The sequence below is a fragment of the Streptomyces sp. NPDC020845 genome (assembly GCF_044334165.1).
Lineage (GTDB): Bacteria > Actinomycetota > Actinomycetes > Streptomycetales > Streptomycetaceae > Streptomyces.
Genome location: NZ_JBIRSJ010000004.1, coordinates 381,734 through 395,559 on the forward strand (window position 1 = coordinate 381,734; position 13,826 = coordinate 395,559).

General features: G+C 70.3%; 10 protein-coding genes and 1 pseudogene. 4 read left to right on the plus strand and 7 right to left on the minus strand.

Going from position 1 to position 13,826, the window contains the following annotated elements:
* Positions 1-64: 64 nt before the first annotated feature.
* The 3 genes from ACH4U7_RS11510 to ACH4U7_RS11520 all read right to left on the minus strand — a co-directional run bounded on the left by ACH4U7_RS11510 (position 65) and on the right by ACH4U7_RS11520 (position 3,968).
* The gene (locus ACH4U7_RS11510; protein WP_398527747.1) at positions 65-1,201 is read right to left on the minus strand and encodes a DUF917 domain-containing protein; all 1,137 of its coding nucleotides are present in this window, start codon (positions 1,199-1,201) and stop codon (positions 65-67) included.
* Positions 1,198-2,556 (minus strand): hydantoinase/oxoprolinase family protein, encoded by a 1,359-nt coding sequence (locus ACH4U7_RS11515; RefSeq protein ID WP_398527989.1) that lies wholly within the window; start codon positions 2,554-2,556, stop codon positions 1,198-1,200. Before ACH4U7_RS11515 ends, ACH4U7_RS11510 begins: the two co-directional genes overlap by 4 nt.
* A 68-nt stretch (positions 2,557-2,624) precedes the next feature.
* Positions 2,625-3,968 carry an MFS transporter gene (locus ACH4U7_RS11520; protein ID WP_398527748.1) on the minus strand — a complete coding sequence of 448 codons (1,344 nt, stop codon included), beginning with the start codon at positions 3,966-3,968 and terminating at the stop codon, positions 2,625-2,627.
* Between the two features lie 305 nt (positions 3,969-4,273).
* Between ACH4U7_RS11520 and ACH4U7_RS11525 the strand changes: the two genes are divergently transcribed.
* A complete protein-coding gene (locus tag ACH4U7_RS11525) occupies positions 4,274-5,374 on the plus strand; it encodes a TDT family transporter (protein ID WP_398527749.1) in 1,101 nt (366 codons plus the stop codon).
* A 225-nt stretch (positions 5,375-5,599) separates the two neighbouring features.
* Positions 5,600-8,290, plus strand: a pseudogene (locus ACH4U7_RS11530) (multifunctional oxoglutarate decarboxylase/oxoglutarate dehydrogenase thiamine pyrophosphate-binding subunit/dihydrolipoyllysine-residue succinyltransferase subunit); the annotation flags it as partial.
* 87 nt (positions 8,291-8,377) lie between these two features.
* On the opposite strand, the gene ACH4U7_RS11535 reads toward ACH4U7_RS11530, so the two are convergent.
* The 4 genes from ACH4U7_RS11535 to ACH4U7_RS11550 form a co-directional block, all read right to left on the minus strand.
* Positions 8,378-9,397: a GlxA family transcriptional regulator gene (locus ACH4U7_RS11535; RefSeq protein WP_398527750.1), complete on the minus strand. Its 1,020-nt coding sequence runs from the start codon at positions 9,395-9,397 to the stop codon at positions 8,378-8,380.
* 200 nt (positions 9,398-9,597) lie between these two features.
* Positions 9,598-10,971 carry a phosphatase PAP2 family protein gene (locus tag ACH4U7_RS11540; protein WP_398527751.1) on the minus strand — a complete coding sequence of 458 codons (1,374 nt, stop codon included), beginning with the start codon at positions 10,969-10,971 and terminating at the stop codon, positions 9,598-9,600.
* A gap of 65 nt (positions 10,972-11,036) precedes the next feature.
* Entirely contained in the window at positions 11,037-11,927 is an 891-nt protein-coding gene (locus ACH4U7_RS11545; protein ID WP_398527752.1) for a BTAD domain-containing putative transcriptional regulator, read from the minus strand.
* 154 nt (positions 11,928-12,081) lie between these two features.
* Positions 12,082-12,279: a hypothetical protein gene (locus tag ACH4U7_RS11550; RefSeq protein ID WP_385610318.1), complete on the minus strand. Its 198-nt coding sequence runs from the start codon at positions 12,277-12,279 to the stop codon at positions 12,082-12,084.
* Between the two features lie 225 nt (positions 12,280-12,504).
* On the opposite strand from ACH4U7_RS11550, the gene ACH4U7_RS11555 reads away from it, so the two are divergent.
* Positions 12,505-13,083, plus strand: coding sequence for a DUF4255 domain-containing protein (locus ACH4U7_RS11555; RefSeq protein WP_089507760.1), 579 nt, complete (start codon positions 12,505-12,507; stop codon positions 13,081-13,083).
* Complete coding sequence (locus ACH4U7_RS11560; protein WP_398527753.1) at positions 13,080-13,820, plus strand: carboxypeptidase regulatory-like domain-containing protein; 741 nt, start codon at positions 13,080-13,082, stop codon at positions 13,818-13,820. The genes ACH4U7_RS11555 and ACH4U7_RS11560 overlap by 4 nt, the downstream gene beginning before the upstream one ends.
* Positions 13,821-13,826: the final 6 nt, after the last annotated feature.

The window sequence follows — 13,826 nt, forward strand, 5'->3', positions numbered from 1 at the left end:
TCACCTCGCGACGGTGCCCCGGCCCGGGCCCGCTCGGCCGGGCCGCCCCGGGGACGGCACGGCGTCACCACGCCACCGCCTCAGGCCCGAACCCGGCGGGGGCCGGTCCACCGAGCCGGGCCAGGGCGCGGCCCTGCGGCGTGTGCCACGCGGGCGCCGCCTCGATGACGACCACCTCGACCTCGGTGCCGGGTACGGCGCGCTCGACGTCCACGACACTCTTGTCGGTGGCGGACAGGATGAGGATCTGGTCGGGGGCCGCGGCCGCGACGGCACCGTCGGCCAGGGCCAACAGCACCTCGTTGTGCGCTTCGAGGCGGAAGCGTCGGCGCAGGCCCTCGTCCTCGGCGACCAGGACGCTGGTCGGCCGGGACGGCAGCGCGACGGCGTCCGCCCACGGGTGGGACGGGCCGAAGCCCTCCTCGTCGGCGCCCGTGGGCTGCTCCACGGCGGCGATCCGGCCCCGGCACAGCCGCCGGGGCCGCCACGGGGCGAATCGCACGGGCCCGGTCGCCGCGCCCGCGGCGATGGCCCGGCTCACGGTGGTGGGCACCAGACAGCGGGCCAGTTCGGCGCCGTTCATCGGGTAGCCCGCGACGACCGACCAGCCTCCGGCGGCCAGGACCAAGGGGCGCACCAGATCCTCGACGCGGCTGCCGGCCGACTCGACTGTGACCACGTCTCCGCCGGGGGTGCTGAGGGCGAGCGGCGCCGGGGCGGCTCCGGCCAGCGTGAACACGGTCTGTTCCAGGAGCGGCAGCACACGTCCGCAGCCGTCCCCGTCGACCAGCGGGAGCCCGCACCGGGCGGCGGTGGCGAGGGCGATCAGGGCGTTCTCGGCCGCGGTGTTGAGCGCCACGACGGCCTCCGCGGGCCGGCCGACGAGCCGCTCCACCGCTCGTACGGCCTTCATCGGTTCGTCGCCTGCGGGCAGTTGCTCGGCGAGGGCGGCCGAGGCGCCGGCCAAGGTGACGGCGACGCACAGGCCGACGCCGTCGAGCCGGTCAGGCGGGAGCAACGGCACCGGGCCGTGCGCGGCGAGCTCGGCGCCCGCCCAGTCGAGGGCAACCCGGTAGGCCGACTCCTCCGTGCCGACCGCGAGCACCCGCGCGCCGACCGCCAGGTGTTCCAGCTCCACCGCTGTCAGCCACCGCGGGCGGGCGCGGCCGGCGGGTCCGGCGGTGTGCGGGGCAACGCTCATACGGGCCCTCCCACGAGTGGCCGCCCCACCGCGCGCACGGTCACCCGGTGCACCCCCGCGGGCAGATAGGCGACCGGGGCGTGGGCCATGCTCTCGATCCGGACCGTGAGGGGAGCCGCGCCCGCGGCCACCGCCCGGGACAGCGTGTGGTCACGGGCCGCGGCGAGCAGCCGGTCGAGCTCCGAACGGCCGGCCACGGCCACGATCTGCTCGAACCCGACCCGGCAGTCCGCGGTGGCGGCGAACCGGGCGGCATCGGTCAGCCGCGCCGCCCGCAGGGTGGGGTCGGCGGGCGGGGCGCCGACACTCTCGGCGCCGCCGCCCGTGTACAGCAGCTCGGCGTCGGGCACGCGCGCGAGCTGTCGGGCGATGAGCCGGGCCGCTTCCGCGGCCTCGGCCGGTGTACCCCCGGGCGGTCCCGGCAGCACCTCGTGGATCTCCGGCGAGCCGAGGTGCGTGAGGACGCCCAGCGGGCCGGGCGCCGGCCGCGCCGAGCGCTCGGGCTCGCCGTCGCCGAGGACGAGGCAGCGTACGGAACGGGCGCCCGCGTCGACCACGACGGCCCTCGCCAGGCCCGTCCGGGCGGCGGCTCCCCGGGCGGCGCACGCCGTGGCGGGGGCGGTGGCGATCACCGGGTGGCGGCGGAAGTACTCGGCCGAGACCAGGCCGCCGTCGTCGCGGGCGAAGAAGACCGGTGAGGTCAGCCCGGCGGCCCGCAGCGCACGGGAGGACTCGGCGGCCAGGTCAGCCGCCCAGCCGCCGAGGGCGGCGTTGAGAGCGGTGGCGTTCTCACGCTCCCGCAGCCCGGCGGAGCCGATCTCATGGGAGAGGCTGATGGCCGCGCCGGGCACCGCGTCCGCGATGACGGCCGCCGCGTCGAGCTCGGGGGCGGGGCGGGCGGGTGCACCGGCCGCGCACAGCGCGAACGCCGAGACGCCCGACTCGCGGGCCCGTCCGGCGAAGGCCGCGACGGCGGTCCGGTCCAGCGGCGCCAGCGGCCGCCCCGTCACGGCGCTGCCCCCCGCGACCACGGCGCTCAGGGCGCCGACGGCTGTCCGGGCCGCCGTCGGCCAGTCGGCGAGCGGGGCGAGTGCCGGATGACTCGCGGGCGCGATCCGCAGGACCGCGACGCGGCGTAGCCGAGAGGGGTGCGGAGGGGGTTGCCGGGCGAAATCGGTGACGAGAGCGACTGAGTCCACCGGTGCGGGGAGCGGGCCGAGAGCCGCCAGGACCTGGCGCAGCGACCCGGCCGTCCCGGGGGCGCTGTCCACGACGGCCTGGGCCGCCACGCGCCCGCTCCCCGCGACGAGCACCGCCGCACAGGTGGCGCGCCCCAGGTCGATACCGAGTTTCATGGTCACGCCACCATCCTCGCATCGGCCCCCTGTGCCCGCCGACCCGTGCGGCGCGCCCGTGACCTGCGCTATTCCAGTTCCTTGCCCTCGGTCTCCGGCAAGGTCACCGCGCCCACCAGGGCCACGGCGAGAAACGCCATGATGAACAGGATCGTCGACGTGTAGCCGGTGGCCCGGGCCAGCAGATAGCCGACGACCGAGGGGGCGAGCGAGGTCGCGCCCAGCTGCGCGGCCGTGGCCCACGCGTATCCGGTCGCCCGCAGCGACGTCGGGTAGAACTCGCCGTTCCAGGTGTTCCACACGCCCCACGCCCCGAGGCAGAAGAACGACAGGGCGAAGTTGGCGATGTACATCTCGGTGAGATTGTCCGCGTAGGCGAAGGCCACGCCCGAGACGGCGGCCAGCGCGACATACGGCAGGAAGACCTTCTTGCGGCCGAAGCGGCCGGTCAGCAGCGACGCCGAGACATAGCCGGGGATCATGCACACGGCGCTCAGGGCGACGAAGCCCAGGCTCGCGGACATGCTCAGCCCCTTGTCCTGGAGCAGGGTGGGCAACCAGGTCTGCAGGCCCCAGTAGCCCCAGTTGAACGTGAAGTTCACGACGAGCATCAGCACCGTCAGGCGCAGCAGACGCCCGCGGAAGAGATCGAGCGGCTGCCCCGGCCGCCCCCGTTCACCCGCCCCGTCGCCATCGGCGGCGTCCGCCCCTTCGGCGGCGTCCGCCGCGGCGAAGACCGTACCCTCGGGCACAGCCGCGCCGAGCCTGCGCAGCACCGCGGCGGCCTCCTCATGACGTCCGCGTTCCGCGAGCCAGTACGGAGACTCGGGCACCCAGGCACGGATCGCGAAGACCCAGATCCCGGCCAGCGCGCTCGCCATGGCGACCACATGCCAGCCCAGCCCCCCGACGAGCTGGGTGACCCCGACGGCGAGCAGCACACCAATGGGCCAGCCGATCGACAGGTAGACGGCGGCCCGGCCCCGCAGCCGCGACGGCAACAGCTCGAGGAAGTAGGGGAAGGTCACCGTATAGATGCCGGCGAGGGCCAGACCCGAGAGGAATCTCGTCACCATCAAGATGGTGAAGTTCGGCGAGAAGGCACTGATCAGGGCGATGACACCGTACGCGGCCAGGGACCACAGGCACACATTGCGGCGGCCGGTGCGGTCCGAGAGCGGCCCCCACACCAGACTGCCGGGGATCATGCCCAGCGCGACGGCGGACAGCGCCCACCCGATCCGTCCCTCGTCGATACCGAACGCGCTGCCCAGATCCCCGGACACATAGATCAGGGCGAGCTGCTCCCACGACTCGATGACGAACGCCATGAAGAGCGCGATCGCGGCGAGCAGGTGTGCCCGCCGGAACGGCATGTCCTCGAACCAGTACCCCACCGGGCGCGGCGGCATGGCCTCTCTTGCCGGGGTTTCCTGGGCACCCGGCCCAGCTGCTCCTTGTACCACACTCATCGACTGTCCTCCAGGGCCTCGCCACCGGCTGTGCGCTCCCCTCGTATCGAGGGTGGCGGCACCTTAGACACCACCGGAGCCGGCGGCTGTGTGCACGACGCATAGATCGGGCCCGACCGACTGTGCCGGGCGCCCAGCGCCGGTTCACCGCCGCCGTCGTTGGCGGTCGCTCGGTGTGTGCCATGCGGCGCTCACATCAGGACATGATCGACAGTGCTGCTTCAACCGAACATAGCGTTTGCGGAATGAATTGTTCCCCGTGCGCCGGCCCTGTGGCGCCTACGGCAGGCAGAAAGCGCCGTCCGCTCCTCGGCCCCAGTTGGTTCGCGGCCGTGATGGGCACCGGCATCGTCGCCAATGCGGCGGTGACCCTGCCATGGACCTTCCACGGGCTGCGGACTGCCGCCATGGTGGTCTGGCTGGGCGCCGCGCTTCTGCTCGTCCTGCTCGCTGTCGGTTACCTCCAACAGCGGGCGCTTCGGGTGCACGCCGGTGATCCGGTGACAGCCCAGTTCTTCGGCGCGCCGCCGATGGCGCTGCTCACGGTGGGCTCCGGGGCGCTGCTGCTCGGCCGTCGGCTGATCGGGCTCGAGGCGGCGCTGGCCGTGGACTGGGTGCTGTGGTCGCTCGGTACCGTGCTCGGACTTGGCACGGCCTGCGCGGTGCCCTATTTGATGGTCACCCGGCACCGCTTCGCGCCGGACGCGGCGTTCGGGGGCTGGCTGATGCCCGTGGTGCCGCCGATGGTCTCGGCGGCGACGGGCGCGCTGCTTGTCCCTCATGCGCCGGCGGGGCAGTTGCGGCTCGCCCTGCTACTGGGCTGCTACGCGATGCTCGGGCTCGGCCTGGTCGCGGCGCTGCTGGTGCTGGCCATGATTTACGGCCGCCTGGTGCACCATGAGGCCCCCACTGGACCGGTGGTTCCTACGGTGTGGATCGGGCTGGGGGCGTTGGGCCAGTCGGTGACGGCGCTCGGCGCGCTGGCCGCGGTGGCGCCCAGCGCGCTGCCCGCGCCCTACGCACGGGGCGCCGCGGTGTTCGCGCTGCTGGGCGGGATCGTGGTGTGGGGCTTCGCCATGCTGTGGCTGGCGCTGGCCACGGGGCTCACTGTACGGACGATCAGGACCGGGCTGCCTTTCGCGCCCACCTGGTGGTCTTTTATCTTCCCGGTCGGCGCCTGCGTGACGGCCACCGGCGCCCTTGCGGAGCGGACCGGTTCGGAGGCGTTCGTCTGGATGGCCGTGGTGTTCTATGGGCTGCTCGTCATCGCCTGGGCGGTGGTGGCAGGCCACTCCCTGCGCCATGCCGCCAGGAACATGTGGGTCTCGGCGTACGAGGAGGACTGAACATGCCGTGTCCTTATATGCCGCCGTTATGGCATATTCACATGTCTTTCTCATCTCCCTCACTGTCGTAGCGTCGATGGTGTGGCGCGGAAGCGAGGCCATTGGGCGGGACAAAGATGACCGGCCGGGTCAACCGCGTCCGTTATCGGTCGTATGCAATGAGGAAAGAAGGCGATCCACACCGTGGCATCGCAATCCCGCGCCGGACAGCCGGTGCCGTACGGGCTGGAATTCGGCCTCAACGAATGGTTTGTGGACGAACAATACGAGCGGTACCTGCGTGACCCGGGCTCGGTCGACCGGACATGGCGGGACCTCTTCGCCTCGCGCAACGACGCGACCACCGTGAGTGACAATGCGGGCGAGGCGGCGGTCAAGGCGGTCCGCGTCGCAGCGCTCATCCACGCGTATCGCGTGCGCGGACACCTGATGGCCGACACCGACCCGCTCACGGCAGCGGAGCAGGGAGGCGCACACCCGGAGCTCGACATCACGGCATTCGGGCTCGGCGACGAGGACCTGGGAAGGACGTTCGCCGTCGACGGCTTCGCCGGGCAGGTCACCATGACTCTTCGCGACGTTCTGCAGGTCCTGCGGGAGTCCTACTGCCGGACCGTCGGCACCCAGTACATGCACATCCAAAGCTCCGAAGAACGTCGCTGGGTCCAGCAGCGGATCGAATCGCCCCACCCCCGGCCGGACCGCGCCGAACAATTGCAGATCCTCTACCGGCTGGGCGCGGCAGAGGCCTTCGAGACGTTCCTGCACGTCAAATACGTGGGTCAGAAGCGGTATTCACTCGAGGGCGGCGAGTCCGCGATCGTACTGCTGGGCGCCCTGCTGCACCGCTCCGTCAGGAACGGGACGAGGGAAGCCGTCATCGGTATGGCACACCGCGGCCGGCTCAATGTTCTGGCCAACATCGTCGGCAAGTCCTACGCGGAGATCTTCCATGAGTTCGAGGACGCGGTGGACATCCGGTCGGTCCAGGGATCCGGGGATGTGAAGTACCACCTCGGTGCGGAAGGGACCTATCACGCACTGGGCGGCGGCACCATCGCCGTCTCCGTCGTGGCGAACCCCTCGCATCTGGAGATCGTGGGGCCGGTGGCCGAGGGAGTGGTCCGCGCCAAGCAGGAGGTGGCCGCGGACGGTGGCGACTCCTTCCCCGTCCTGCCCGTCCTCGTCCACGGGGATGCCGCGTTCGCCGGTCAAGGCGTGGTCGGCGAGACGCTGAACATGTCACAGCTGCCCGGCTACCACACCGGCGGGACGGTCCACATCGTCATCAACAACCAGCTCGGCTTCACGACCGCCCCCGCCCACGGCCGTTCGAGCACCTACGCCACCGATGTGGCACGGACCATCGAAGCCCCGATCTTCCACGTCAACGGAGACGACCCCGAGGCCGCCGTCCGCGTCGCACGATTGGCCTTCGACTACCGTCAGGCGTTCCACAAGGACGTTGTCATCGATCTGATCTGCTACCGGCGCCACGGCCACAGCGAGGTCGATGATCCATCCATCACGCAGCCGGCGATGTACGACCGTATCGACGCCAGACCTTCGGTGCGCAAGCAGTACGCGGAGGCGCTGGTCCGCCGAGGAGACATCGGTGAACGGCAGGTGGAAGGCGCCCTGCGGGACTACCGGGAACGCTTGGAGCGTGCCTTCGTCGAGACCCAGGCCTTGCCGGTGCCCGACCAGTCCCCCCAGCGCATCATCCCCGGGGACGCCGAGGACGCAGCCGCCTCTCAAGTGACCACCGCGATCACGGAGGCGACCGCTCGGCACGTCATCGCGCCCCAGACCAGTCTGCCGCAGGACTTCACCGTCCACCCGCGCGTTCTGCCGCAGCTGCGCAGACGCGCCACGATGCTGGATGCGGGAACGATCGACTGGGCCACCGCGGAAACTCTCGCCATCGGCTCGCTGCTGCTGGACGGGGTTCCGGTACGGCTGGCCGGGCAGGATTCCCGCCGCGGCACGTTCGGGCAACGGCACGCTGTGCTCACCGACAGGCGCACCGGCGTGGAGTACACACCGCTGAGCTCCCTCGGCGGGCCGGCCGCGGACTTCGCCCCCTACGACTCGATGCTGTCCGAACTGGCGGCACTGGCCTTCGAGTACGGCTACTCCCTGGCCCGGCCGGACGCTCTGGTGCTGTGGGAGGCCCAGTTCGGCGACTTCGCCAATGGTGCCCAGACCGTCGTCGACGAGTACATCGCGTCATCCGAACAGAAATGGGGGCAGCGCTCCGGGGTGACGCTGCTGCTGCCGCACGGCTTGGAAGGGCAGGGGCCGGACCACTCCTCCGGCAGGATCGAGCGATTCCTCCAACTGTGCGCGCAGGGGAACATGAGCGTCGCCATGCCCTCCCTGCCCGGCAACTACTTCCACCTGCTCAGGCAGCAAGCGCTCGACGGGCGCGAGCACAGAAGGCCACTGGTCGTGTTCACTCCGAAGTCGATGCTGCGGTCGAAGGCAGCCATCTCCACGCTGATGGAGCTCACCACCGGTGCGTTCCGAGCGGTCCTGCCGGACGAGACGGCCGATGCCGCCCGGACCGAGCGCGTGCTGGTGTGCTCGGGCAAGGTCTTCTACGACCTGGACGCCTACCGGCGAGGCTCAAGCCTGTCGGACACTGCGATCGTCCGCGTGGAGCGTCTCTACCCGTTCCCGGACCAGGAACTCAGTGCGGAACTCGCCCGCTTCCCCGCCGACGCCGAGGTGCGGTGGGTGCAAGAGGAGCCGGAGAACCAAGGAGCCTGGTCCTTTGTGGGGCCACACGTGCAGCGGCTGGCGAACCGTCCCATCGGATGCATCAGCCGACCGCCGGCACCGGCCCCGGCCGTGGGCTCTGCCCGCCGGCATGCCGGCGAGCAGAAGGATCTCGTGGCATCCGCATTCCGCTGACCACGCTGGTTGCCACGGCACGCAAGGCGGGCTCCGCGCGCTACAGCGCGCGACCCGCTGGTGCGGCCTCGGCCTGTTGCGCCTCGACTACGGCGAGACGGCTTCGGACACGGAATCCTTCGCGCCCACACCGGTCGTGCGGAAACCGGCCCGGTACGCACCGGGCGTCACACCCAGGTGCCGCACAAATGCTCTGCGCATCGACTCAGGTGAGCCGAACCCTGTACGCCGCGCCACCACCGCCATGGCGTCATCACCCGTCTCCAGCAGCACCCGGGCAGCTTCCAACCGGACCTGCTCCACGTACCGGGCCGGAGTGGTTCCCACCTCTTCGTCGAAGAGCCGGGTCACATGGCGGACGCTGATGCCTGCCCTGCGTGCCATGGCCGACACCGTGTGGTTGGCCCCGGGGTTCTCGGCGACCTCGTCCAGCACCCGGCGGATCGTCTCCCGGTGGGAGTGCTGGACCTGGGAGCGGACGCTGAACTGGGACTGGCCCCCCGGCCGTTGCATGAAGACGACCATGTCCTTGGCAACCGCTCGAGCAACCTCCGCACCGTAGTGATCTTCGACGAGCGCCAAGGACAGGTCGATGCCGGCGCTGACACCCGCCGAGGTCATCATCCGCCCGTCCCGCACGAAGATGGCGTCCGGTTCGACCCGCACGGACGGGAAACGCAGGGCCAGTTGCTGTGACTGCCGCCAGTGCGTCGCGGCGCGACGCCCATCCAGCAGCCCGGCCGCTGCCAGCAGAAACGCTCCCGTGCACACCGATGTCGTGCAGCGGGCCTTCTCGTGCAGTCGCCGGACGACATCCAAGATCGCGACGTCCTTGATCAGCGTTTCCCATTCCGGACCGCCTGGGATCACCAGCACATCGCACGGCTCACGTACATCATCGACACGCAGGTCAGCGCTGAGGCGGGTCCCGGCGGAGGTGATCACCGCCGCCCCGTCCTCGGATGCGGTCTGCACCCGATAGCGCCCGCCGAACTCGTTCGCCGAAGCGAACACCTCGATGGGACCGGCCACATCGAGCAGCCGCACCCCCGGGAAGACGAACACTGTCACGGTGAGCGGGCCCGTTCCAGGGCGCTTGTGGTTCATCGGATGCCTCCGTCACAGCCGGCGCCGGACCCGGCGCCGGACCCTCCGTTCGTCGGATTTCCCCGCGCTCATCATGCGCCTTCGACCAGAACCGAGGCCACGACCGGTTTGCTCCCTGCTGGGAGGCAAAACCTCCCAGCACCCCGGGACCGACGATGGACAACTCCGGGAGGGCATGTTGCGGTACCCGGCCACATGGCTCAGACCAGTTCGGGTTGCGGTTCCGGTTGCCGCGCTGGTGCGGCCGTCGGTTCCCACCGTTTGGTGGTCCGTACATAGCCGTAGATCACTGAGGCCAGCGCCAGAATGAGAAGTGGTCCGAACACCCATGGATGCGTGGCCATCTCCATCGGCAGATAGCGGTACAACACCAGGAGCGCGGCGAAGACCGTTGTGCCGTATGCGACCAGCTGGATTCCTGACCGGTCCCAGCCACGGTCGAACGTGCGCAGAGCCGCCTCGATCGTGAGCGCGAACACCACACCGGCGACGAGATCCACGCCGTAGTGGTAGCCGAAGCCCAGCGTTGCGCCGAGCGTGGCAACGAGCCAGAACGCGCCCGCGAATCGCAGAAGCCGCGGGCCCTTGCGGGAATGAATGAAGATCGCGACGGCCCACGCCGTGTGCAGGCTGGGCATGCAGTTGCGGGGGGTGATCCCGTCGTACGGCACCGGGTGCGGGGGTTTGATCGGTGGCAGCGTGTTCGGCCACAGGTTGGCCACCGCCCATTGCAGGCCGCCGGTGCCGGAGGTGCCCGGGCCGTAGGTGAAGATCGGTCCGACCACCGGGAAGATCATGTAGAAGGCCGGCCCGACGAGGCCGATCACCAGAAAGGTGCGCACCAGATGGTGGGTCGGGAAGCGGCGCTCGACCGCCACGTTGCGCAGCTGGTAGAGCGCGACGACGATCGCGGCCACCGCGAGCTCACCGTAGACCCAGTCGAGAAGGTGGGTGCCGATCGGCTCGGTGGCCCGGAGGATCCGGCCTGCCAGCCACGACGGGTTGCCCAGCGCGTGATCGGCGGTTGCCACGTACTCGTCGAGCACTTTCGGGCGGGTCTTCGCCGTGATCAGGAGCCAGGTGTCGCCGGTCTTGCGGCCGGCCACCAGCAGCAGCCCAAGCCCGACGCCCTTCAGCAGCAGGACACGTTCCCGGCCGGTGCGGCGCGTGACAGCGATGACCCCGCAGCCCAGCATCACCCACAACGCGCCGTTGCCGAAGAAATGGTCAGCGGGTACGTTGGCGCCGATCGCCCACCGCACCAGTACGAAGACGATGTCGATGCCGATCGCGGCACCAAGCGCGATGAACCGTTGCCGCCAGGTGAGCACCACCATCATCAACGCCATACCGCCGTACAGCGGCCCGGGTTTGGGGGCGAATATGACCTCTCGCGCCTGATTGGTGATCGGCCCAGGTTCGCCGGCGTAGCGACGCGCGGCGATCTCCAGCGCGATGAGGAATCCGAGGGTCACCACGCCCGCCGTGGCCCACAGGATCGCCCGTGGCCGACGCCACGCGGCGAACTTAATTCTGCAGTTTATTCGCGACAACACCCGCAATACTATAGGCATCAATTTTTCGCCCGATTTGATGGGTGTTGCCCGGAGGGGTCGCTTTTTGCCGCCCAGGTGGCTGTCTATTGAGGACGCGACGGCATGGGCGGGACGGTGCCGGCGCGTCTGGATCTTGGGAGGGGGCGCGGCTCGGCCTGGGAGAAGGTGACGCGCTCGGCTTCGTCCGCGGCATCCCTCAGGACATCGCTCGCCGGGTGGCGGACGACCCGACGCGCCGGGGCCTTGAGGGCGCCCGCCTCGGTGTGCGGCGAGACCAGGTTGCGGAGCGTCTGGGAGGGCTCCAGGCCCAGTTCCTCGCGCAGGACGCGGCCGCATTGTTCGTATTGCAGCAGTGCCGCGCCTCTGTTGCCGGCGGCGAGATGTGCGTTCATGAGGACGCGATGAGCGCTTTCCCGCAGGGGCTCCGCGCGGACGGCGGCGAGTCCGGCGGCGACGGCTTCGCCGTGGCGGCCTGCCGCGGTCAGCCGTTCGGTCATCGCCTCCAGGGCGTACAGCCTGAGTTCGTGGTACTGCTCCTGCTCGATCAGCACCCACTCGTTCTCCGACCACTCGGGTAACAGATCGGCCGAGAGGTCCGCCCGCGTCTGCGCGGTGAGGATGTCGTCGCAGGGGCGCGACATGTCGAGCAGCTGGTGTGCGTGCCGCGCCGCCGTGTGGAGGTCCACGTCGATGTTTTTGGAGATCGCCAATTCCTGTGCGGACGCGTCGATGACCTGATGTCCCGTGCGCGTCGCGCGCCACAAGGAGGACCGGAGGTTGGCGTTGGCGCGGGAGGCCGTGACGTCCGGCCACAGCGTGCCGGCCACATAGGTGCGGGTCCGCGGCATGTCCTGCAGGGCCAGGAACGCGAGGAGGCGTTGGGCGCTGGAGGAAATCGGAACGCGCTTATGATCGACCAATAGCGCGAAGCCTTTCAGCAGTCTCAACGTGATGACGTGGCCTTCTGCGCTCATCGGCCCCCCGGGGCAATATCGGCTCCAGCGACCCATCCCCTGCCGACAAGCGGGATGCCCGGGAGCCATGTTACGAGCAAAACATGATCGTGTATCCGGCCTTTCGGTAAAACGACGTTATATGGCCGGGCATCACCGGAACGTCGCGGCATCGTCACCCGTCCGGCTCGAGTAACTGGTCGAGCCATGTCTGCACGGCGCTGAGTACGTCGTCGACCGCGCTCACCGCGGTGGGGGGCGCATGGTGCGGGCCGCCCGTGCGGACGATGCGGGCACGGAAGCCGTCCGGCCTGCCGTCTTCCACCCACACCCGGAGGATCAGAACGCCGGTCCGGTCTGAGGGGATTTCCATAAATGGAAATATGCCTTGTCGGTGTCACCTCGGCGTTGTCGGCGCGTGTCCGGTTACGTCATCGCCGGTCTCAGCCGGTCGCGAAACGGGTCGGTGACGCTCGTGTGATGCGCGAATCGCGATCCGGCCACGGCGGGACCGGCATGCTCCCGATGCACGCTTTCGAGCGCGGAGCCGGAGCCGGAACCGGATCCGGAGCCGAGCCGGAACCGGGGGAGGATGCGAATGGGTGACTTCGGCGTCATCGCCGACGTCTCGACGGTCATCGTGGAGACCTTGACCCAGGCCCTGCGCGGGCTCAGCCAGGTGGAACCGCCGATCGCGGAACTCAACGATCTCTCCGAGACGGTACAGACACCCCCGCCGAAACTCACCGTGTTCCTCTATGAGATCGCCGAGGACCCGACGTCACGCAATCGGCCGCCGGTGCGCTCCCAGCCCCCCGACCCGCGACACGTCCGCAAGCCGCCGATGGCTCTGCTGTTGCGGTACCTGGTCACACCCTGGGGCGGTGACCAGGCGACCCAGCACCGGATGCTCGGGCGGGCCCTGCAGACGTTCTACGACGACGCGATCCTGGACGGCATCCAGCTGTCCGGCAGCCTGGCGGCGAGCACCGACTCGCTGCACCTCAGCCTGACCCCGCTCACCTTGGACCAGAAGTCCTGGGTCTGGTACGCGATCCAGAAGCCGTACCGGCTGTCGCTGAACTACGAGGTGCGCGTGGTCAACCTGGACTCCGCCACCGAGACGGCGGTCCGCCCGGTGCACAGCCGGGCCATCAGCGGGGCGGCGATGCCATGAGCCGCTTCATACCGCTGTCAGGTTCGACGCTCTACAGCCCGGCCTGGTTCATCCCGTTCGACGACTACGCGCGGCGGGTGCGCAGCGCGGGGGTGGCGGTCCAGCTGGACCGATTCGACGACGAGGGCGACGGCGACGGCGCCTGGCTGCCGCTGGACGATGTGCCGGTGCGCACGCCCAGCGCCGCCCTCGCCTATCCGGGTCTCGGCAGATGCGGTGAGCCGTGGGCGGCCCGGCCGCGGCGCCACCGTGCCCGCTTCGCGGCCGCCGGCTACCAGCCGCTGTACCCGGCCGACGAGCAGCCGTACTCGGCCGACGTCGTGGGCGTCGAGTTCCTGGTGTACCCGTATGACGACGCCCACCCGCCGGCGGTGGTGACCGAGCCGCGTCTGGTCCGGCTGCTGCCGAGCGTCTCCTTCCCCTACCCGCCGGGGCTGCGCACGGTGCATGGCGCCGTGGTCGACGCGACCACCCGAACACCGATCGCCAATGTGCTGGTCGAGGCCCGGGGGCGGACCAGCCGGGATCTGACGCCATGGCATGAGCGCACCCTGTCCGACGCCGCGGGTGCCTTCCGGCTGGCCCTGCGGTGGGAGGGCGAGAAGGCCGACGAGCACGCCGTCGAGGAGACGTTCCGCCTGGAGGCCACCGAACGGCCGGGCCGGTCCGGATCGCTGGTCGTGCGGCTGCCCCAGGACATCGAGCGCCGGCACGTCATAGAGATCCGCGAGCAGTGAGGAGCC

What these genes read in the sequence shown, in the direction of transcription:
- ACH4U7_RS11510 (WP_398527747.1), bottom strand. Translation starts at nt 1,201, where the DNA reads ATGAGCGTTGCCCCGCACACCGCCGGACCCGCCGGCCGCGCCCGCCCG.
- ACH4U7_RS11515 (WP_398527989.1), bottom strand. Translation starts at nt 2,556, where the DNA reads ATGAAACTCGGTATCGACCTGGGGCGCGCCACCTGTGCGGCGGTGCTC.
- ACH4U7_RS11520 (WP_398527748.1), bottom strand. Translation starts at nt 3,968, where the DNA reads ATGCCGCCGCGCCCGGTGGGGTACTGGTTCGAGGACATGCCGTTCCGG.
- ACH4U7_RS11525 (WP_398527749.1), top strand. Translation starts at nt 4,274, where the DNA reads ATGAATTGTTCCCCGTGCGCCGGCCCTGTGGCGCCTACGGCAGGCAGA.
- ACH4U7_RS11535 (WP_398527750.1), bottom strand. Translation starts at nt 9,397, where the DNA reads ATGAACCACAAGCGCCCTGGAACGGGCCCGCTCACCGTGACAGTGTTC.
- ACH4U7_RS11540 (WP_398527751.1), bottom strand. Translation starts at nt 10,971, where the DNA reads ATGCCTATAGTATTGCGGGTGTTGTCGCGAATAAACTGCAGAATTAAG.
- ACH4U7_RS11545 (WP_398527752.1), bottom strand. Translation starts at nt 11,927, where the DNA reads ATGAGCGCAGAAGGCCACGTCATCACGTTGAGACTGCTGAAAGGCTTC.
- ACH4U7_RS11550 (WP_385610318.1), bottom strand. Translation starts at nt 12,279, where the DNA reads ATGGAAATCCCCTCAGACCGGACCGGCGTTCTGATCCTCCGGGTGTGG.
- ACH4U7_RS11555 (WP_089507760.1), top strand. Translation starts at nt 12,505, where the DNA reads ATGGGTGACTTCGGCGTCATCGCCGACGTCTCGACGGTCATCGTGGAG.
- ACH4U7_RS11560 (WP_398527753.1), top strand. Translation starts at nt 13,080, where the DNA reads ATGAGCCGCTTCATACCGCTGTCAGGTTCGACGCTCTACAGCCCGGCC.